Source organism: Flavobacterium sp. P3_A6 (assembly GCF_056403035.1).
In genome coordinates this window covers 1-19,942 of sequence record NZ_JBFUGG010000026.1, presented here as the reverse complement: position 1 = coordinate 19,942, position 19,942 = coordinate 1, and the positions used below count along the sequence as shown (strand labels likewise).

17 protein-coding genes and 1 riboswitch are annotated in these 19,942 nt (G+C 35.9%); of the genes, 7 read left to right on the top strand and 10 right to left on the bottom strand.

The window, feature by feature from the left end; translation table 11 throughout:
- Nucleotides 1-9: 9 nt before the first annotated feature.
- Entirely contained in the window at nt 10-1,452 is a 1,443-nt protein-coding gene (locus AC1DVP_RS18730) for a S41 family peptidase (protein ID WP_477185003.1), read from the top strand.
- Between the two features lie 198 nt (nt 1,453-1,650).
- Here the strand turns inward: AC1DVP_RS18730 and AC1DVP_RS18725 are convergent, their stop codons facing one another.
- The 7 genes from AC1DVP_RS18725 to AC1DVP_RS18695 form a co-directional block, all read right to left on the bottom strand.
- Nucleotides 1,651-2,724 carry a YncE family protein gene (locus AC1DVP_RS18725; RefSeq protein WP_477185002.1) on the bottom strand — a complete coding sequence of 358 codons (1,074 nt, stop codon included), beginning with the start codon at nt 2,722-2,724 and terminating at the stop codon, nt 1,651-1,653.
- Nucleotides 2,725-2,728: 4 nt separating this feature from the next.
- Nucleotides 2,729-4,582: a TonB-dependent receptor plug domain-containing protein gene (locus tag AC1DVP_RS18720; RefSeq protein WP_477185001.1), complete on the bottom strand. Its 1,854-nt coding sequence runs from the start codon at nt 4,580-4,582 to the stop codon at nt 2,729-2,731.
- Nucleotides 4,583-4,613: 31 nt separating this feature from the next.
- Nucleotides 4,614-4,873: riboswitch (cobalamin riboswitch) on the bottom strand.
- Nucleotides 4,874-4,975: 102 nt separating this feature from the next.
- The gene (gene cobC, locus AC1DVP_RS18715; RefSeq protein WP_477185000.1) at nt 4,976-5,512 is read right to left on the bottom strand and encodes an alpha-ribazole phosphatase; all 537 of its coding nucleotides are present in this window, start codon (nt 5,510-5,512) and stop codon (nt 4,976-4,978) included.
- Nucleotides 5,497-6,315, bottom strand: a complete 819-nt coding sequence (locus AC1DVP_RS18710) for an adenosylcobinamide-GDP ribazoletransferase (RefSeq protein ID WP_477184999.1) — start codon at nt 6,313-6,315, stop codon at nt 5,497-5,499. The genes cobC and AC1DVP_RS18710 overlap by 16 nt, the downstream gene beginning before the upstream one ends.
- A gap of 68 nt (nt 6,316-6,383) precedes the next feature.
- Entirely contained in the window at nt 6,384-8,063 is a 1,680-nt protein-coding gene (gene cobT, locus AC1DVP_RS18705; RefSeq protein WP_477184998.1) for a nicotinate-nucleotide--dimethylbenzimidazole phosphoribosyltransferase, read from the bottom strand.
- Nucleotides 8,064-8,153: 90 nt separating this feature from the next.
- On the bottom strand, nt 8,154-8,663 hold the full coding sequence (cobU, locus tag AC1DVP_RS18700; RefSeq protein ID WP_477184997.1) for a bifunctional adenosylcobinamide kinase/adenosylcobinamide-phosphate guanylyltransferase: 510 nt from the start codon (nt 8,661-8,663) through the stop codon (nt 8,154-8,156).
- A gap of 312 nt (nt 8,664-8,975) precedes the next feature.
- Complete coding sequence (locus AC1DVP_RS18695) at nt 8,976-9,338, bottom strand: DUF5522 domain-containing protein (protein ID WP_477184996.1); 363 nt, start codon at nt 9,336-9,338, stop codon at nt 8,976-8,978.
- A gap of 96 nt (nt 9,339-9,434) precedes the next feature.
- On the opposite strand from AC1DVP_RS18695, the gene AC1DVP_RS18690 reads away from it, so the two are divergent.
- The 4 genes from AC1DVP_RS18690 (at nt 9,435) to AC1DVP_RS18675 (ending at nt 13,132) form a co-directional block, all read left to right on the top strand.
- A complete protein-coding gene (locus tag AC1DVP_RS18690) occupies nt 9,435-10,577 on the top strand; it encodes an ABC transporter substrate-binding protein (RefSeq protein ID WP_477184995.1) in 1,143 nt (380 codons plus the stop codon).
- Nucleotides 10,578-10,639: 62 nt separating this feature from the next.
- Nucleotides 10,640-11,668: an iron chelate uptake ABC transporter family permease subunit gene (locus AC1DVP_RS18685; RefSeq protein WP_477184994.1), complete on the top strand. Its 1,029-nt coding sequence runs from the start codon at nt 10,640-10,642 to the stop codon at nt 11,666-11,668.
- Between the two features lie 54 nt (nt 11,669-11,722).
- Nucleotides 11,723-12,136 (top strand): GxxExxY protein, encoded by a 414-nt coding sequence (locus AC1DVP_RS18680; protein WP_477184993.1) that lies wholly within the window; start codon nt 11,723-11,725, stop codon nt 12,134-12,136.
- Nucleotides 12,137-12,352: 216 nt separating this feature from the next.
- The gene (locus tag AC1DVP_RS18675; protein ID WP_477184992.1) at nt 12,353-13,132 is read left to right on the top strand and encodes an ABC transporter ATP-binding protein; all 780 of its coding nucleotides are present in this window, start codon (nt 12,353-12,355) and stop codon (nt 13,130-13,132) included.
- A 64-nt stretch (nt 13,133-13,196) separates the two neighbouring features.
- Here AC1DVP_RS18675 and AC1DVP_RS18670 read toward each other — a convergent pair whose 3' ends face one another.
- The 3 genes from AC1DVP_RS18670 to AC1DVP_RS18660 form a co-directional block, all read right to left on the bottom strand.
- Nucleotides 13,197-14,804 (bottom strand): class I SAM-dependent methyltransferase, encoded by a 1,608-nt coding sequence (locus AC1DVP_RS18670; protein WP_477184991.1) that lies wholly within the window; start codon nt 14,802-14,804, stop codon nt 13,197-13,199.
- Nucleotides 14,805-14,905: 101 nt separating this feature from the next.
- Nucleotides 14,906-15,361, bottom strand: coding sequence for a tRNA (cytidine(34)-2'-O)-methyltransferase (locus tag AC1DVP_RS18665; protein WP_477184990.1), 456 nt, complete (start codon nt 15,359-15,361; stop codon nt 14,906-14,908).
- Between the two features lie 18 nt (nt 15,362-15,379).
- Nucleotides 15,380-15,955 (bottom strand): pseudouridine synthase, encoded by a 576-nt coding sequence (locus AC1DVP_RS18660; protein ID WP_477184989.1) that lies wholly within the window; start codon nt 15,953-15,955, stop codon nt 15,380-15,382.
- 191 nt (nt 15,956-16,146) lie between these two features.
- Here AC1DVP_RS18660 and AC1DVP_RS18655 point away from each other — a divergent pair, with 191 nt between their 5' ends.
- Both AC1DVP_RS18655 and AC1DVP_RS18650 read left to right on the top strand, forming a co-directional pair.
- A complete protein-coding gene (locus AC1DVP_RS18655) occupies nt 16,147-16,797 on the top strand; it encodes a phage tail protein (protein WP_477184988.1) in 651 nt (216 codons plus the stop codon).
- Nucleotides 16,798-16,862: 65 nt separating this feature from the next.
- Nucleotides 16,863-19,942, top strand: a 3,080-nt coding sequence (locus tag AC1DVP_RS18650; RefSeq protein WP_477184987.1) for a beta strand repeat-containing protein, incomplete at its 3' end; no start/stop codon positions are given.

Sequence of the window (19,942 nt, the reverse complement as noted above, 5' to 3'; positions counted from 1 at the left end):
CAAAACTATATGAAGACATCTTTCAAAGTTACATTATTATTATTCTTAGCTTTTTTTATTTTTCAGAGTTGTGAAGACAACGATGATGTCGCTCCTCCAACTAATCTGGAAGTCAATGACTTTATCTGGAAAGGACTTAACTTGTATTATTTGTGGCAAGCCGATGTTCCTAATTTGGCCGACGACAGATTTGCCAATCAAGCCGAATTAAATAATTTTTTGAAAGGATATTCAAAACCCGAAGATTTATTTGATGCTCTTAGAGTTGACAAATCCATTGATCGTTTTAGCTGGATTGTAAGCGATTATTTGGAATTGGAAGGTCAGCTTCAGGGAACTACAAAAAATGACGGTGTTGATTTTGGCCTTTACCTTAAATCTTCCGGCTCTACTGAAATATTTGGCTGGGTTCATTATATAATACCCAATTCTGATGCTTCTACAAAAGACATCAAACGAGGTGCTATTTTTTATGGTGTCAATGGAACACAACTCACCGTGAGCAATTATCAGTCTTTATTAAACTCCGAAAATTACACACTCAATTTAGCTGATTATAACAATGGAGCTATTACTCCCAACGGAAAATCAGTAAACCTGACAAAAACAGTTCTTGCTGAAAATCCAATTTTAATCAATAATGTCATTGAAACTGGCGGACACAAAATAGGATATTTAATGTATAATGGTTTTTATCCAAACTATGACACACAATTGAATAATGCTTTTGCCTCACTAAAAACACAAGGTGTTACTGATTTGGTTTTAGATTTAAGATACAACAGTGGAGGTTCTATTCAATCATCTACGCGCCTGGCCAGTATGATAACAGGTCAATTTACAGGCAAAGTGTTTTCTAAACAAAGATGGAATGACAAAATCAATTCTTATTTTGAATCGGAAGATCCGGATGCCTTAAAAAATTTATTTACAAGTACAGTGGGAACTGCACCAATGAATAGTTTAAACCTTACCAAAGTTTATATTTTAACCACAAAAAGCACTGCTTCGGCTAGCGAATTAATTATCAACGGATTAAAACCTTACATTAGTGTAGTTCAAATTGGTGATATTACAACTGGGAAAAACGTTGGATCCATAACAATTTATGACTCYCCAACTTTTGGGAAAGAAAACAGAAATCCAAATCATCGTTACGCAATGCAGCCTATTGTTTTAAAGATAGTCAATGCAGATGATTTTGGCGACTATTTTAATGGTTTGACACCAACTTATGCTTTAAAAGAAAATTTAGCCAATTTAGGTGTACTGGGAACAAGTTCAGAACCTTTGCTAAGCACTGCCATAGGAAAAATTACTGGAACTGCAAAAATGTTGAAAACGACTCAAGGAAAAACATTCCCATATTTTCAAGATGCAAAATCTATTACTGGACAAAACCAAATGTATACTGAAAAAGTTCCAGCAGGACTTTTAAAATCTTTGGAATAAGCAAAAAAGTAAAAGTATATTAGAACTGATAACTCATTATCATTTCCATTCAAATTAAAACAAACAATCAAAAAAGGCTTTCATCACTGAAAGCCTTTTTTTTTCAAAAACAAAATTACAAATACGTTAATTAATCCAATAGAATACCACAACTATTAAACCAACAACTGTATTATACTTTATTACAAAAAAACATGATTAATCATTAAAATAAAACCCGTTCGGCCCTACTCCAACAGTTAATTCTTTTTGCAAGGTTCCAGTTAAATCGTAAATATAAGCCTTACTGTCTGCTTTATAATCACCGCTGTCAGCCAAATAAATACGATTATTATTAACCGCAAATCCATATAAATTAGCAACTGAAGAAGCCGTTACAATTGGTGTAGCTGAAGCGCCTGTCGCATTCGTGTTTATGCTGTAAACTGAATTCAAAACGGTGTAGTAGATTTTATCATTATAAATATCCATATATCCTGCTCCATCTAAAGCTGCAGGAAATGTAATTTTGGAGATTGTTTTGTCTGATAATTTCACTTTTACTATTTCGCTTCTGCTGCCATAAGGCCCCCTTAAAACATATAGAATTCCATCTTTTTCTTCCATTGCATCTGAGCTAGATCCAATCGTAATTGGTGTTTCAGCCGCTTTTGTGGCAATATTTATAACCGATAATTTGTCAGTATTATAAGGCTCGGTAATATATAATTTACCATTCTTTTCTATAATTCTGTTGGCTGTTGCGTTTACATTAATTTTTGACTCATATTTATTAGTTGCCAAATCAATAACAGCAACATAATCATCTGTGTTACCTGTAATTACAGCTGCATCATCGGCAGGTTTTCCATATGGTGCATAAGTATTCGCATTGGTCACATATGCTTTACCGTCTTTTATCACACCGTATCTTGGATTCTTAAGTCCTGTGTCAATTTTTGCTATCAATTTAAATGTATATCTATTAACAACGTTTATAACATTCGAACCGCCGGCAATAATATAAGCATTATCTCCACTAAAGAAGATATTTTGAGCATATTTCCCAAGCAGATCACTTCCGTTTGCAGTTGTGTACGTATCTTTTGCAAAAACACTAAAATCATCACTTGAAAATGATACTGTTCCCTGACCTGCACTTCCTTCATTTAGGATAAAAAATCCATTGTCATAAACTCCTTTTGGAGTATTGTCGTTGTTATCATCGTCATTCGAACAAGAGACAAATAACGAAATACCAAACGCTATTAAAAGTAATTTACTGATTTTCATAATATTAAAATTTTAAAGTTAAATACATATTGAAATTTCGACCCGGCATAGGTCTGTTTTCCAGACTTTCATAATTTTCATTGAAAACATTCAAAACCTGAAAGCCCAGTTTAAAAGAATCTAAGAATTTAAAATCATAGTCGATTCCCAGATTTGAAACTGTATAATCGTTTATGATTTCATCCGGATTATTATCAGCTCTGGTATAAACAAAACCATTATATAAAAACTGATAATAAGCAGTTATTCTATTTCTCGAATAAGAAACTGAAGCGGTTATTTTATCATAAGGAACAAAGAAAAGCTGGTTTCCGGTTGCTGAATCTTCAGATACCGTGTGAGCATAGGAAGCATTGGCATTGAAATTATTTTTGTCAAACTGTTTTTTCCAGCTCAATAAAGTTTCAGAACCATAGCTGTTCACTCTATCTTTATTTTGAGGAGTCCAAATACCATTTTTGCCAGGAACCCACTGCAATAAATCTTTAATTTTAATATAATAAAAAGTCTGGGTAAGCGAAATGTTTTTGAAAGTAAACACATTCCCTATTTCGGCCTGATAAGAACTCTCCGGCTTTAAATCAGGATTTCCGCCCTGTTCCCAATACAAATCATTAAAGGTTGGTATCCTAAAATTTCGGGATAGATTCAATTTCAAATTGTACAGTTTACTAAATTGACAGGAAGAACCTAAAGAGAATAAAACAGGCGATTTGTAATTCTTTGTAAATTCTTTTCGAATGCCAAACTCATTTTTCCAATGCCCTAAAAGGTCTTGTTTTATTAATAATGAGGCTGAACTAATTTCGCGTACGTGATCGCCAAAGCCACTTCCATAACCATTCGTTTTATTGTAATCTAAAATTCCGTTTACTTGAGTTGATTTAAATAATGTGTATCCAAAATCAGCTTTAGTTATCAAACTTTCTGTTTTTCCATAAGTATATTGATTAGTTGAATTATCAGCAAAATATTGATAATTTTCAAAAATATAAGCTGTTTTTAAATTCGTAGTGAACCTGCCAAAATTCCCGTCATATTCTAATAAATTACGGTTAAAACCATTAACGTATTTACTTTTCATTTCAGATTCCGTCACTAAAGAAGTATTTCTGTCTGTGTTTGACGTTTGGCTGTATAATTTAAAAATGTTTTTATCATTAAGCTTATACCCTAAATTAGCACTCATTGTAATCACATCGTATTGGCCATTTTGATTCCAGCGCTGCTCTCCTTTCCAAGTGTATTTATTCAGGTATTTGTAATCATTAGTAGAACTGTTTTTTGAAAATCCAATTTGAGCACTCCATTTTTTAGCAGCAATATTGCTTTTATAATTAATTCCAATAGTATTAAAACTGCCATAATCCAGTTTTAAATTATTGTCAAATCGATTATAAAAACCCAAATCGTTGTTCAAATGAACCGTTCCGCCTATTGCTCCACTACCATAAAGTATGCTTCCGCCACCAGCTTTTATGCTTATCGAATTATAATCAGAGCCTGAAATTGTATTAAAATCAGTACTTCCATTCATTTGAGAATTAATATTGATTCCGTTCCAAATTACAGCAGTCTGAGAAGAAGTTGTCCCTCTAAAGGAAACAGTCGAAAGCATTCCACGCCCATATTCCTTGAAATAAATTGTGGAATTAAAGTTTAATAAATCCGTCAGTAAAGCTTCATTTTTATTGATAATGGAATCATTAAGTTTTAGAACCGACTGAGAATTGGAATATTTTTTGAGATTTGCATCAGAAATAACAACTTCTTTTAAATTGTTTATAGAGTCATTCTGCGCCGAAATAAATTGGCATAGCAAAACAAAAAAGCTAAAAAGTAATTTTCTTAAAGTCATAATTCTTGAACCTTTTTTCCCGAAAGTTCGATATTTGTTAAGAAAAAAGGCAGGTCTCCTGGCTTGCGTCTTGTTGTTCACCTTCCCATTACAATTTTAGATTTCTGAGTTTAGATTTTAGATTAAGTCTAAAATCTGAATTCTAAAATCTACAATTTAAAACAGTGGCTTTGTAGATAACAACAAGCTTGATAGCTTACAGTTGCGGGAACAGCTTAGGTTTTGAACCTAATTCCCTTTTAATGTGTTTTCGTAAAAAAGTAAAACACAACCTCAATTCGGGTGCAAATATAAAGTTAAAAATATCGAAAAGTAAAATTAATAAACACTTTTAATTTATTTCGAAATACAACAACTTATTAATCAATGCTATAAATGAAAATTTTAAAAATTTTAAATTTCCACTTTAATCACAGCTCCAAAATCCAATTGTGTTTTAAAAGCTTCCTGCAAAGGAATATTATTAATTTTGCACAAAACACTTCGAATCACTCCTGAGTGGGCAACAATGATAATTGGCTTTGTATGTGTTTTATACAATTCAACATCCATGAACCCCCGAACCCTGTTGTCCAAATCCACAAATGATTCTCCATTTGGCACTGCTACAGTGACAAAATCTTCCATCCACGGATCTAGAAATTCCCTGGGAATAGCATCCCATTTTTGTAATTCCCAATCGCCAAAATGCATTTCCATCAATCTTGAATCTTCAATAATCGAATCGATTTTGGTATTTTCGCTAATATGTTTTGCCAAAATGACACAGCGCTGCAATGGACTTGAGTATAAAACAGCCTCTTGTGGCAATTGGTTTAAAATGGATTCAAAAACAGCATCATAAGGCTCTCGAATTTCCACATCACTCTGACCGTAGCAAATTCCTTTTTCACAGACAGTTTCGGTATGACGCACTAAATAAACTTCCATATTCCAATAATTGACAGATAAAAAATCACTTCACATACTTGTTGTGTTGCACCTAAACAATCTCCTGTATAGCCGTTAATCCATTTCTGAAAATATCGGGCAAGGAAAAAACGAGCGATAAAAACAGGTACCAAAGCCAACAGCAGCTGCCATTGAAAAAAAGATAAAACAACAAGAGGCAGCAACCCAAAAAACAAAGCTCCAATTACTTCTTTCCAAGTAAAATTTTTAGCAATTGGCTTGCTTTTGCTCGATGCATCTTCTCTCGAATATTGATGTGTAAAAACTATTGAAATAGCAGACAAACGGCTTATCGAATGAGCAGAGATAAAAAGAAGAGAAATAGTGATTAGTAAATAGTGATAAGTAAATGGCAAATCTTTATTTAGAATAATCGCACTATGAACCAATTCGGACAAAGCTATGAATTTTAGCAAAAACAATAAAACCACACCAATTGCTCCATAGGCGCCAATAGCGCTGTCTTTCATTATCAGAAGGATTTTTTCTTTGGTCCAGCCACCACCAAAACCATCACAAACATCGGCAAAACCGTCTTCGTGGAAAGCTCCAGTAGTGAGAATCCCTGCAATGATTGCAAGAATTACAGCTATTTCATTTGTAAATAAAACAGCAGAAAGATAATAAACTATAAAAGAAATTCCCCCAACAATCCAGCCAATCAGCGGAAAATATCGGGATGTTTTATTTAAATAATCAGGATTGTGGTCAATGTTTTTTGGACACGGAATTCGGGTGTAAAACATCAAGGCTGTAAAAAATATATGTAATTGTTTTTTCATTATTTATTTTTTATATTCATTGTAATAGAGAAGCACTGCAGTGCCTCTCTATGTGATGTGCAATCAATTTACGCACCGCTAATTCCTGCCGATTCAAAACTGGCCATTTCATTCAGGAAAGAAACGGCCGATTGTATAATTGGAAATGCTACAGCACAGCCTGTTCCTTCTCCCAATCTCAAATCGAGCTGCAACAAGGCTCGAACATTCAAATAATCCAATATTTTTTTATGCCCTTGCTCTGCCGATGAATGACAGAAAATTGCGCTTTCTTTTACCGATGGATTCATTTTATAGGCTATTAAAAAAGCAACTGTACAAATAAAGCCATCTACCAAAATAAGAATATTGTTTTCTTTCGCCTGAAGCATACCTCCAGCCATTTGCATAATTTCGAATCCTCCAAAATAAGCTAACTTGCTTTCTAAATCATTTGGACCACTATAATTTTCTAAGGCTTTTTTAAGAATATTTTGTTTCTGAATTAACTTTTCGTCAACTACACCTGTTCCATTGCCTACACAATCATCTATAGGCAATTCCAAAAGAATACTCATCAAAATCGAAGCTGTGGAAGTATTCCCAATTCCCATTTCGCCAAAACCAATGCAATTACAGCCCGTTTCAAAAATGGTATTTACAATTGCTGCTCCTTTTACAAAACACAAATCCAATTCGGTTCGACTCATTGCCGGAGTATGTAAAAAAGATTGTGTTCCCTTCCCAATTTTAGCCGAAACCAAATTGGCATTTGTTGGAAAATCATAATTTACTCCAGCATCTACAATAGTTAACGCAATATTGTTTTGTTTACAAAACACATTAATCGCAGCTCCGCCTTCGAGAAAATTAGTCACCATTTGTCGGGTAACATCCTGCGGATAGGCACTTACACCGTGATCGGCAATTCCATGATCAGCGGCGAAAACGATTATGTTGGGTTTAGCAATTTTGGGTTCCAAGGTCTGAAAAACTGTTCCAATTTGTTTTGCCAAACTTTCCAAAATACCTAGTGATCCTGTTGGTTTGGTTTTATTATCTATTTTTTGTTTCAATTCCTCACTTACTTCGAAATTACTGGAGTGTGATTGCTTCGTTCTTCGCAATGACTTTGACTCAGAAACCGGAACTGAAACTAATATCTCTTCTACAAAAGGTTTTTCTGCTTTCTGTTTCCAATTCAATTGTTGCAGCATCGGCTGGTTGTTATAATCAGTTGCAGGTTTGCCAACACAAAAATAGCCCAAAGGTTCAATGTTTTCGGGCAATCCCAAAAGCTGTTTGAACTGATAATAATTTAAGATTGAAACCCAGCCCATCGAATAGCCTTGTTCTGTCAGTGACAGCCAAATGTTTTGGGCTGCACAAACCGCACTGAATTTTATCGCTTCATTACTTCCTACAGTTCCAATGGTAAAATTATTCAACACCGAACGGTCATAACAAATCACCAATCCAAGGGGTGCTTCTTCAATGGCTTCGAGCTTTAAAGCTTGGTATTGTTTTTTTTGCAGTTCATCATCTGTTAAGTTTGCTGCTTTTTGGTCGTAATCTAAAAACAACTCTTTTACTGCTTTTTTGATTAATGCCGACTTGATTAAATAATATCTTGTAGCATCAGTCAGGCCGACAGATGGAGCGCAATGACCCGCTTGGAGTGCTTTTTGGATCACATCATCTGGTACAGCATCAGTTGTAAAATGACGGGTATCCCGGCGGGATTGTATGATTTCATCTAAGTTGAACATCTTACTATTTTATATTTTTTTCAATAGCAATAGCAAAAATCAATTTCAATTTTATTTTTTTGATATTGCCATTGATATTGCCATTGTTTTCTATTTTTTAATCACAACTGGTATTCCAGAAACCATCAGTACTACCGTATCGGCATTTTTGGCGATGTATTGATTCATCCATCCCTGCAGTTCTGTGAATTTTCTGCCGATGTGAGTTTCGGCGTGAACACCCATTCCTATTTCGTTTGTCACAATAATTATTGTAGTATTTTCTTGTTTTGCAATAGCGTCCAATTCAGCTTTGGCCTGTTCCAAACTTAAAGCAACGTCATTTTTGGTATCTACAAAAAAATTAGTGAGCCACAATGTGACACAATCAATAATCGCTACTTTACCTGAAAAATCAATTTCACTCAGAAATTTTTCTTTCTCGATGTTTATCCATCGTTCGTCTCTATCTTTTTGGTGTCTGTCAACCCGCTTCTGGAAATCTTCATCCCATTTTCTAGCTGTTGCCACATACATTGGATTTTCGGCTAATTCTTTGGCTAAATTTTCGGCATAACTGCTCTTTCCCGAGCGTTCTCCACCTGTAATTAAATAAATCATTTTTGTTTTTCTTTCTTTAAAACTTTCTTGGTATTCTCAATATATTTTATAAAATCGTTTTAAACCTAAATTCGATTATTATGTTTTTCTTTTTTAAAATGATTGCAAAAAAGCAAAATATCTCCCTTTAGCCCCGATAGCAGTGAAAATCCTTTTTATTTTTCCTTTAAAAATAAAAAGATTACTTCACTTAATATTTATTTTCATAGGAGTTCAGTGAACTTCGTTTGTAACGGATAGCGGGACAATGTTTCCTAAAAATACCTAATCTTTCTGCTCCTAAAATTAATGATTGAACTCCGCTCTCTTAAATCAATATGGACAATGCGTGCAATCGCTTTTACAGCAATATCCCCGTTTGAGATGAAACCAAGGTTTAAAAACATAGTTGCCGTCTTCAAAATAATAATCAATTCCTTCAATTATTTTTGTGGTTTCGGGCAATAACGAGGCTTTGTTTCCTATCGCATTTTCAGGAGTTATTGTAGCTACAAACTCATCAATTTTATCAGAACATGCTTTTGCAAAACAACTAGGACAAAGACAATCTGATATATCAAAAGGATTGAAAATGGGAGGGAAATTATTGCACCAGCATATTTCCCCTTCTGGAATATCTCCGCAATCAAAAGGTTTTTGACAGACCGAACAATGCTTCTCTTTTATAACATTCATTTTGTAAAGATAACGTTTGTCTTATTTTTTACTGCAAAAATTAAACAAGAAATTTATAATTTACTATACCTTTGCGATTATTGAAAAAAATATAATATGCGATTTTCATTCTACAAAGTTCTTTTAGTCAGTGTTCTCATTTCTTTCATTGGATGTAAAAAAAATGAAACAAAAGATATTATAAATACTGTTAGCACTACAAACAGTATTCAATATTCCAAAAGTTTAGGAATCCATAAACAGAATGGTTATACGGTAGTAACGGTTTCAAATCCTTGGCCAGATGCGGTTAAAAACTTCACTTATATTCTAAAAGAAAAAAACGGAATTATTCCGGACAGCCTAAAAAAATATACTCAAATCAATGTTCCGCTGCAATCTATTGTAGTGACTTCGACAACTAATATTCCATTTCTTGAAATGCTGGGTGTAGAAAAATCATTGATTGGATTTCCTCATACTGATTATGTTTCATCCGAAAAAACCAGAGCTTTAATTGATGCTGGTTCAGTTAAAAATGTGGGACAAAATGAGAAACTCAATATTGAACAGCTAATTGAATTAGCACCAGAACTTATTGTAACTTTTGGCATTGACAATAACAATCCTAGTATTGAAAATTTACAAAAAAGCGGCTTAAAAGTATTAATTCAAGCCGATTGGATGGAGCAATCACCCCTTGGAAAAGCCGAATGGCTAAAATTGTATGGCGTTTTGTTTGGCAAAGAGAAAGAAGCAAATCAATTATTTGATAATATCGTGAAAGAATACAGCGATGCCGTAAAATTGGTTGCCAGCCAAAAGCCAGCTTCAACGGTATTATACGGTTCTATGTATCAAGATCAATGGTTTGTAGCAAGAGGCAGCAGCTGGGTTGCCCAATTTATGAAAGATGCAAAAGCAGATTATCTTTGGAAAAATCTTGAAGGAACTGGAAGTCTTGGATTGTCTTTTGAAAACATATTAGACAAAGCCAAAACGGCTAATTTTTGGATTGCGACTGGTTCATTCAAATCATTGTCGGAACTGGAAAAAGCCAATCCGCATTATAGCCAATTTGATGCTTTTGCAAATAAAAACATTTATAGTTTTGAAGGAAAAACAGGAGCTACCGGAGGTACTATATTTTATGAATTATCTCCTGCCCGACCTGATTTGGTATTGAAAGATTACATTAAAATTTTCCATCCTGAATTGCTTCCAAACTATACTTTTACTTTTGCTCAAAAACTGAATTAAACACAAATTATGAGGCCTAACAGATTTTGAAAACCTGTTAGGCCTTTCCTAAAAAAAGTGAATTGAACAATCCAAAACGAAATACAATCTTATTCTCATTCCTTTTTTTAGGGCTTATTGTTCTGTTCTTTGTAAACATCAGTTTAGGTTCGATTACCATACCTTTCAAGGAAGTTTACACCAGCCTAACAGGAGGCCAATCGAGTAAATCAACCTGGGAATACATCATCATCAATTACCGTTTGCCCAAAGCAATTACTGCGGTTTTGGTCGGAATGGGATTGTCCATAAGCGGATTGTTAATGCAGACTTTATTTAGAAATCCGCTTGCTGGCCCTTATGTTTTGGGGTTAAGTTCGGGGGCTAGTTTGGGTGTTGCTTTTGTAATATTGGGAGCGAGTGTATTGCCTTCCTTTTTAAGTGGCATTTTATTGTCACCCTACGGAATCGTTTTGGCTTCGACACTGGGCAGTACCTCTGTTTTATTATTGGTTTTACTGGTTTCACAACGCTTGCGGGACACTATGGCAATTTTGATAGTTGGGCTTATGTTTGGGAGTTTCACCAGTGCCGTTGTGGGTGTTCTTACCTATTTCAGCTCGGCAGAACAATTGCAGAAATTCACTTTTTGGTCAATGGGAAATCTTGGCAATTTATCATGGACATCCATCCTCATCTTAACGATTTGTGTGACGTTTGGCTTATTGCTCAGCTTACTAAGCATCAAACCTCTGAATGCCTTGCTATTGGGTGAAAATTACGCCAAAAGTATGGGATTGAATTTCAATAAAGCCCGACTTATTATTATATTAGCTACGAGTATTTTAGCAGGAAGCATAACGGCTTATGCTGGTCCTATCGCTTTTGTAGGGCTGGCAGTTCCTCATATTGCTAAATTAGTTTTTCAGACCAGTAATCATACAGTTCTATTCTGGAGCACTTTACTTTTTGGAGCGGGAATTATGTTAGTTTGTGATGTGGTTTCCCAAATGCCGGGAATGGAAATTACGTTGCCAATTAATGCGATTACTTCGATATTGGGTGCACCTGTAGTTATCTGGCTGTTGGTTCGAAAGAGGAATTTTAAGTGATATAACTTTTTTTAAACACATAGAAACATAGATTTACAGTATAAATAAAACCAAATGATTACTCAGAAATATTTAGACGAACTAACATATGAAATCATTGGTTCAGCCATTGAGGTTCACAAAATTATTGGTAAAGGATTACTTGAGAGTGTATATCATCAATGTATGATGGAAGAACTATCTCAGAGGAAAATAAATTTTCACACAGAGCTCAATGTCCCAATAATTTATAAAACAAAAGAATTAACGACTAATTTTAGATGTGATTTATTCATTGAAAATTGTATTGTCGTTGAATTAAAATCTGTATTAGAAATGAATTCTATATTTGAAGCGCAGCTTCTAAGCTATATGCAACTCTTAAAAGCACCCAAAGGACTAATCGTAAATTTCAATTGTTATAATATTTTCAAAGAAGGACAAAAAACATTCGTAAATGATTTTTTTAAACTTCTACCCAAACATTAAATTTCTACATCTATGTGTGTTTTATTTTTTACCAAAATTCTTTAAATAAACACAAAGAAACATAGAATTGATAATGTAAATTAGATTGTTTTAGAAAATACATTTTTACACATAGCACTATGAAAACTATCTTGAGCAAAGCGTCTTTTATTTTCTATTTTGACCTATGTTTCTATGTGTTTAATTCCATTTCCATAAAATTAGTAATCGATTAATATGGCAAACAACATCCTCACCACTTCTAATTTAAGCATTGGATACACTTCCAAAAAAGAAACCGTGACCATTGCCGAAAACCTCAATCTGAACTTACAGACTGGAAAACTGATTGCTTTGATTGGGGCAAATGGCATAGGAAAATCCACATTGTTGCGCACCATTACCGGAATTCAAAAACCTTTGCAGGGAACTGTTTTGTTGAACGATAAAAAAATAAGTAACTATGAACCTTTGGAACTCGCTCAAAATTTAAGCATGGTTTTGACTGAAAAATTGCCTCCAAGTAATTTAACTGTTTTTGAATTGGTGGCATTGGGACGTCAACCTTATACCAACTGGATAGGGACTTTATCGGATGCAGATATTCAGATTGTTCAAGATGCAATTGATCTGACGCAAATTAGTCATTTATCTCAAAAAAAGCATTACGAAATAAGCGATGGCCAATTGCAAAAAGTTTTGATTGCAAGAGCATTGGCACAGGATACTCCCTTGATTATTTTGGATGAACCCACAACCCATTTGGACTTATTACATAAAGTTTCATTACTTAAGCTCTTAAAAAAACTGACACACGAAACTGGAAAATGCATTTTGTTTTCGACCCACGATATTGATATGGCGATACAATTAAGTGATGAAATGATTATCATGACTCCTGAAACTGTAATGCAAGATGAACCTTGCAATTTAATTACCAAAGGAAGTTTTAACACTTTATTCGAAGACGAACACATTATTTTTGACAGCGAAAAAGGGAAGTTTGTTATTACTTAATGAGTTATGAGTTTTTTATCCAATACAACGCTGAATACTAAAAACTGTAAACTGAACACTTTTTTCAAACTCCTTTCAATAAATTAATACTAACTGTAGCAATCTCTGAATCAGGGAATTTTTTGAAATAGTTGGGATCAGGAAAAAGTCCTGCTTCGGCAGCAATTTTATGCAGGACATCAATCTCCACAATATATTGATCCGAAAAACCGTGAGTGGCATCATAAGCCGTTGCAGCGGTTTTGCCTAAATTCATAGCGGTTAAATGTGGCGCTATCGTATGCAATTCGATAATTAACAATCCAAATTTATGGACATACGGAGACCATTTTTGAAAATGTTCCAATAAATTATCTTCAACTAAATTATTGTTTATCCTAACGCCTCTATGAGCAAATGCACCTGTTGAACTGCTTTTTCTATCCTTAGAAATTTGCTTTGGTATTTCCCAAATTCGGTTGTGATCCAGAAAAGTTCTCACGTTCAGCAAATCTTTCAAATCAATTGAATAATTCTCCCGTAAATCTTCGGCAAGCAAATCGGGCCGGCCAATGTCCCCCCAAATAACTTTCGCCCAAATATCGGCTTTAATCAAATTGGCTCGCGTTACTTTGAGAGCAGCTTGATTATAATCGGCACCTACTAAAAATAAAGGGTGGGTGTCAAGCATTTTTCCTCTTAATGTTTGACGTTCAATCACATCAAAAATGTGTTCCAGAAAAGCACCGTTTCCACAACCCATATCAAGGATTCCTCTGGGTTGCTGAGCAATTGGCAGATTAAACAATTTGATGATAATTTCGTCAACCACTTTAAAATAAGCATCATGCGCACCACCGCTTCCCCACACATTCATTTCACGATCCACATGAATTTCATCTTCTCCATCACCAACAATTCTTAAAATGGAGGGATCTCCAAAAATTAATTCTTCTATTTTTCTGAAAGTTGGCAAATACGAAACCGTAACTCCATAAGCCGAAGCTCTTTTGGCAAAAAACAAACCTGTTTCGGTAAACTGATAATTGCCTTTCTTTTGGGTAAACCAACCTAAATAAGTTAAAAAATTAAGTACGGTTTTGAAATTTTCGGGGAATTTATGAAACTCTTCAGGGCGAAAAGATATTTCCATAAAATATTTATGAAACATCCCGCTCATTCCCAAATGAACCGTTATTTGCCCAACAAGAAAACCTTCAATATGCATCAGTATTTGATGCTGAATTTCATTCGTTAAACTATCCTCAGAAAATGAAATGCCATAATTATTTTGGCATTTTTCGAATATCATTTTCGTTCGATTGAAAATCTCACCTTCAAATAATTTGGGACGCAAATCACTGGAACACTGCAATAGCTCCACAGCATCTTTATACAATGGAAACAACGAAAAAGCAATTTCACTTTTTTCATTAATGCGAAAAGCAATCAGATCAGTATTTGTGTTCCTGTAATAATCGAGAAAACCTTGTGATGCCAAAACACGCAAAGCAACGTTTAGATAACCATCATTGACTTTGAACTTTGAAGAAAGTTCAGAAAGGCATATTTCTTTTTTGTCCAAAATATGGGCTAGCACTCCTTTTTTATACAAACAAAAAGCAACAGGTGCAGTTACCAAACCATCAAGATGCCGAAAAATAGTACTTCTTAAGGAAACATTATCTATCATAAAAAGAAATTTAAGACCTAAAAATGTCTATCTCAAATATATGAAATTTCCTTTGAAAAAACAGTCTAATTACTTATGAAATAGATTGCAGCAATCTGATTCTAAACACTTAAACCAATCTGCCTCTTTGCTTCTCCGACAACAAAAGCAACTGAATTGGCGATATTAAAACTTCTGATTAATGGGGACATCGGTATAGTTAAGTGATTTTCGAACAATGCTAAAACTTCGGCGTTCAAGCCAACGCTTTCCTTACCAAAAACCAGCCAGTCCCCGTCTTGGAATTGATTCTCCAAATAAGACTTTTTGGCATGGGAACTCATCAGGAAAACTCGGGATTGATCTGGAATTTGAAACATCCATTCGGCTACATTTTGATATTCGGTGACATCAAGATGCACCCAATAATCGAGTCCTGAACGTTTCAGGTTTTTGTCATTAATAACAAATCCAAAAGGATGAATTAAGTGCAAACGGCTTTCAGTGCCTACGCACAAACGTCCAATATTTCCAGTATTATTTGGTATTTCCGGTTCTACTAATACGATGTTTAACATTTCTTAATGGTTAATCGGTTATTTGTTTATTTGAAAATCATCTACTTCCAAAACTTGCCCAGCCTGCAAGTCCTTTAAATGCACATTTCCAATTCGGATCCGTACCAATCTTAAGGTAGGAAACCCAACTGCCGCAGTCATTTTGCGCACTTGGCGAAACTTTCCTTCATTGACTGTAATCGAAGCCCAAGAAGTTGGTCCATGACGCTCGTCACGTATTTTCTTGCCTCGAGGTCCAAAATCAGGAATTTCAGTAATGAGCCGGGCATCACATTTTTTAGTTTTATATTTCCCTCCGTCAAAACCAATTTCAACACCTTCTTTCAATAAATCTATTGCGGCCTGAGTAATTACTCCATCAACTTGAACATAATACTCTTTATCGACCTTTTTTGATCGAATCTGTTCACTTACTTTTCCATCTGTAGTCAATAAAAGCAATCCTTCTGAATCTTCGTCAAGACGGCCAATCGCCATTGTGCCTTCTGGAAAATCGTATAATTCACCCAAGAGTTTTTTCTTGCGTTTCAATTCGTAAATAAATTGGCTTAAATATCCGTAAGGCTTGTGGATGATGAAATGATGGTGGGACATTCTAACTTTTTTTTAAAAGCAAAGATAGCGTTGTTTTTAAAGTTTTTTTTAAAACATTTATTTGCTTCCATATTTATATTTCATGACATGAAATTCCCCTCTTATGTCATTTTTTCTTCTGTTATTTCATTCCTTAAACTATTTTTGAAGAACTTAAAATAATCTATTAACTACTTAAACAATAAACAATTATGGAAGAAATAATGGGAACCATCAAACTTTTTGCAGGAAATTTTGCTCCAAGAGGATTTTATACTTGTGAAGGACAAATTTTATCTATAAGCCAAAACACAGCTTTATTTTCTATATTAGGGACAACCTATGGCGGAGATGGAATATCTACATTTAAACTTCCTGATTTACGCGGAGCATTTCCGACACAATGTTCAAATATTTCTGGTTCACATCCTGGTGGAACATACTCATTAGGTGAAATTGGCGGTACTCAATCAGTAATAGTTACCGCAAACAATATGCCTCCTCACACTCACTCAATTGTAAAAGGAGCTGGAACAAATCTTTCAGGTTCTGTAACAGTAAATACTGTTTTGCAAGCGAGTACCGCAGATGGAGCATCTCCATCGCCATCAGCAACAAACAATGCTTTGGGAACAACAGGAGATGTTGGAGGAGCTGGCCAACCCAATCTTTATACTAATACTGCACCAACCATCCCTTTAGCTGGAGGCAGTTCAACAGTAAACAACACCTTGAATTTTGATCCAACAGGATTGACTTTGACTCCTTGGGGAACTGGAGCTCAACCTCTTCCAACTGTACCGCCTTTTGTGGCTATGCAATATATAATTTGCTACGAAGGCATCTATCCTTCCAGACCATAAATTATCAAAATTAAAAGGACTGTTCTTACAACAGTCCTTTTTTTATATACTTTAAAAAAAATTATATGTTTAAAAAATTACTTTTCTTAGGATGTTTTCTGTATATGATAGCATCCTCAAACGCTCAAACTTTATCTCCAGGTGACATCGCAATTATTGGAGTCAACTACGATACTTCTCCAAATTACGAAATTACTATCGTTACACTAGCTCCGATTCTAGCTAACACTCAAATCCGTATTAGTGACTATTGGTACAACGAAAGCACTCCAAACACTTTAACAAATGTTCAGGCTAGCACCAGTACTGCTTTGGATACCGAAGGGGGTATTTTATGGCAGCCAACCTCGGACATAAGTGCTGGAACTATATTCAAAATCGGAATTACCAAGGGAGGAAATACCGTTACAGGATTACCAGGAACTGTTACCGTTACAGGATGGACAAATGTAGCTACAACTACTTCCCCTGGAAACGCCGGTGGAGATAATTGGTTTATTTATCAAGGCAGCAGTATAACTAACGTAAGTAATTTTATTTTTCTTTGGGGAAATGCTTTTACAAGCACTATAAACAGTGTCGCAATTACAGCTGGTACATTTGTAACAACAGGAAGTGGAAATTTAAGCAGCAATAGTGTTACTTACTTACCTCCTTCACTAACATTAGGCACAAACGCCATTGCTCTTACAACTGTAACTTATCACGGAGACAACAATGTTTATACTGGGATAACAACAGGTACAAAAGCAACAATACTAGCAGAAATATGCAATAAAAGTAAATGGAATCATGATGAAGCAACAACCTACGACATATCTCCTGGGGGAACCAGCTTTCCAGGTTCAAATCCTATATTTAGTCTCTCAACTCCTAATACTGCGCCGACGGATATTGCCCTTTCGGCCAATACCGTCAACGAAAACGCAAGCGCCAATTCGGCAGTGGGAACTTTGTCCTCCACCGATCCCGATGCCGCCAACACTTTTACCTATACTCTGGTATCTGGTACGGGAAGCACCGATAACAGCGCTTTCACCATTACGGGAAACAGCCTGACGATCAACGCAAGCCCGGATTTTGAAACCAAATCTTCGTACTCCATCCGCGTGAGAACAACAGATCAGGGAAGCCTCACTTTTGAAAAAGTGTTTGCAGTTACCGTAAATAATGTCAACGAAACGCCGACGGACATTGCTCTTTCCAATACAGCAGTAAACGAAAATGTAAGCGCCGGCTCGGCTGTGGGGACGCTGTCTTCTACTGATCCCGATGCTTCAAACACTTTTACCTATTCTTTAGTAGCTGGTACGGGAAGCACTGATAACAGCGCATTCACCATCACAGGGAACAGCCTGACGATAAACGCCAGCCCGGATTTTGAAACAAAATCATCCTACTCTATCCGCGTGAGAACAACCGATCAAGGGAGTCTGACTTTTGAGAAACAATTTACCATCACAATCAATGATCTTGCAGAAGGAGTTTTACTGAGCACCTCTCCCACATTGACATTTACCAGCAATCCCGCATCCATTACCAGCGATGATATTGCAAGCGATGGAGAAGGGGGGTCTCAGACCATATCCGATATTGATATCCAGGTATATAATATTTCAAATATCAATGGAACTTTACTACCCGCATTATCTTGGCAAAACAATTCTTTTATGTCAAGTTCAAGTCCCTCTTATTCAGGGCTAACCAATGAAAATAATGTGGGTTCAAAAGGGATGGCAATTAAATCGTTAACGGGTAGCGAATTTCGTCTCAATCAATTTGTCTATTACAACTGGGGAGAAAGCGCGTCATTTACAAATACAGTAAAGGGATATAGAGATGGTAATGAAGTAGCTTCCACAACTTTTGATGGCTTTGATTCAGGTTACATCCCAAAAACGATAACCTTAACCTCAGCCTTTCAAAATGTTGACGAGGTACGATTTTATATAAGCGCTGGAGGATATCTAGGTGACCAATCTACTACCAATCATAGTATAAACTCTATTTCAGTTACATCGCCTGCCGTAAATAGCTCCCCAACTGATATTGCTCTTTCGGCTACTTCCATTAACGAAAATATAAGCGCCAACTCGGCTGTGGGAACTTTGTCTTCTACCGATGCTGATGCGTCAAATACTTTTACTTATACTTTAGTTGCCGGTACAGGAAGCACCGATAATACGGCGTTCTCCATCACAGGAAACAGCCTGACCATCAATGCAAGTCCGGATTTTGAAACCAAATCTTCGTATTCGGTTCGTATTCGTACAACGGATCAGGGCGGATTATCTTTTGAAAAAGTATTTGCTGTTACTGTAAATAATCTATGTGATATTGTTTTAACTTCAGCATCTCAAACAAACATCGCTTGTAATGGTGGTTCAACAGGAGCTGCAACAGTAAATGCTGCTACTGGAGGAACAGGACCATATACTTACAACTGGACACCAAGCAACCCAACAGGTGATGGAACAGTTTCTGTTACTGGTTTGACTCCTGGAGTCTGGACTTGTACTGTAACGGATGCAAATTCTTGTACCGCAACTCAAAGTTTCACTATTACACAGCCAACGGCTATCAGTACGGCAACTGCTGCGCAAACAAACGTATCCTGTAACGGTGGATCTAACGGTTCCGCTTCGGTGACTCCTTCCGGAGGTGCTGGTGGATATACTTACTCTTGGTCGCCTTCGGGTGGAACGGCTGCTACTGCAACTGGACTTGCAGCTGGAAGTTATACCGTAACGGTAACCGATGCAAATTCTTGTACCGCTACTCGAAACTTTACAATTACACAGCCAACGGCTATCAGTACGGCAACTGCTGCGCAAACAAACGTATCCTGTAACGGTGGATCTAACGGTTCCGCTTCGGTGACTCCTTCCGGAGGTGCTGGTGGATATACCTACTCTTGGTCGCCTTCGGGTGGAACGGCTGCTACTGCAACTGGACTTGCAGCTGGAAGTTATACCGTAACGGTAACAGATGCTAATTCTTGTACGGCTACTCGAAACTTTACAATTACACAGCCARCGGCTATCAGTACGGCAACTGCTGCGCAAACAAACGTATCCTGTAACGGTGGATCTAACGGTTCCGCTTCGGTGACTCCTTCCGGAGGTGCTGGTGGATATACCTACTC

What these genes read in the sequence shown, in the direction of transcription:
- AC1DVP_RS18725 (WP_477185002.1), bottom strand. Translation starts at nt 2,724, where the DNA reads ATGAAAATCAGTAAATTACTTTTAATAGCGTTTGGTATTTCGTTATTT.
- AC1DVP_RS18720 (WP_477185001.1), bottom strand. Translation starts at nt 4,582, where the DNA reads ATGACTTTAAGAAAATTACTTTTTAGCTTTTTTGTTTTGCTATGCCAA.
- cobC (WP_477185000.1), bottom strand. Translation starts at nt 5,512, where the DNA reads ATGGAAGTTTATTTAGTGCGTCATACCGAAACTGTCTGTGAAAAAGGA.
- AC1DVP_RS18710 (WP_477184999.1), bottom strand. Translation starts at nt 6,315, where the DNA reads ATGAAAAAACAATTACATATATTTTTTACAGCCTTGATGTTTTACACC.
- cobT (WP_477184998.1), bottom strand. Translation starts at nt 8,063, where the DNA reads ATGTTCAACTTAGATGAAATCATACAATCCCGCCGGGATACCCGTCAT.
- cobU (WP_477184997.1), bottom strand. Translation starts at nt 8,663, where the DNA reads ATGATTTATTTAATTACAGGTGGAGAACGCTCGGGAAAGAGCAGTTAT.
- AC1DVP_RS18695 (WP_477184996.1), bottom strand. Translation starts at nt 9,338, where the DNA reads ATGAATGTTATAAAAGAGAAGCATTGTTCGGTCTGTCAAAAACCTTTT.
- AC1DVP_RS18690 (WP_477184995.1), top strand. Translation starts at nt 9,435, where the DNA reads ATGCGATTTTCATTCTACAAAGTTCTTTTAGTCAGTGTTCTCATTTCT.
- AC1DVP_RS18680 (WP_477184993.1), top strand. Translation starts at nt 11,723, where the DNA reads ATGATTACTCAGAAATATTTAGACGAACTAACATATGAAATCATTGGT.
- AC1DVP_RS18675 (WP_477184992.1), top strand. Translation starts at nt 12,353, where the DNA reads ATGGCAAACAACATCCTCACCACTTCTAATTTAAGCATTGGATACACT.
- AC1DVP_RS18670 (WP_477184991.1), bottom strand. Translation starts at nt 14,804, where the DNA reads ATGATAGATAATGTTTCCTTAAGAAGTACTATTTTTCGGCATCTTGAT.
- AC1DVP_RS18665 (WP_477184990.1), bottom strand. Translation starts at nt 15,361, where the DNA reads ATGTTAAACATCGTATTAGTAGAACCGGAAATACCAAATAATACTGGA.
- AC1DVP_RS18660 (WP_477184989.1), bottom strand. Translation starts at nt 15,955, where the DNA reads ATGTCCCACCATCATTTCATCATCCACAAGCCTTACGGATATTTAAGC.
- AC1DVP_RS18655 (WP_477184988.1), top strand. Translation starts at nt 16,147, where the DNA reads ATGGAAGAAATAATGGGAACCATCAAACTTTTTGCAGGAAATTTTGCT.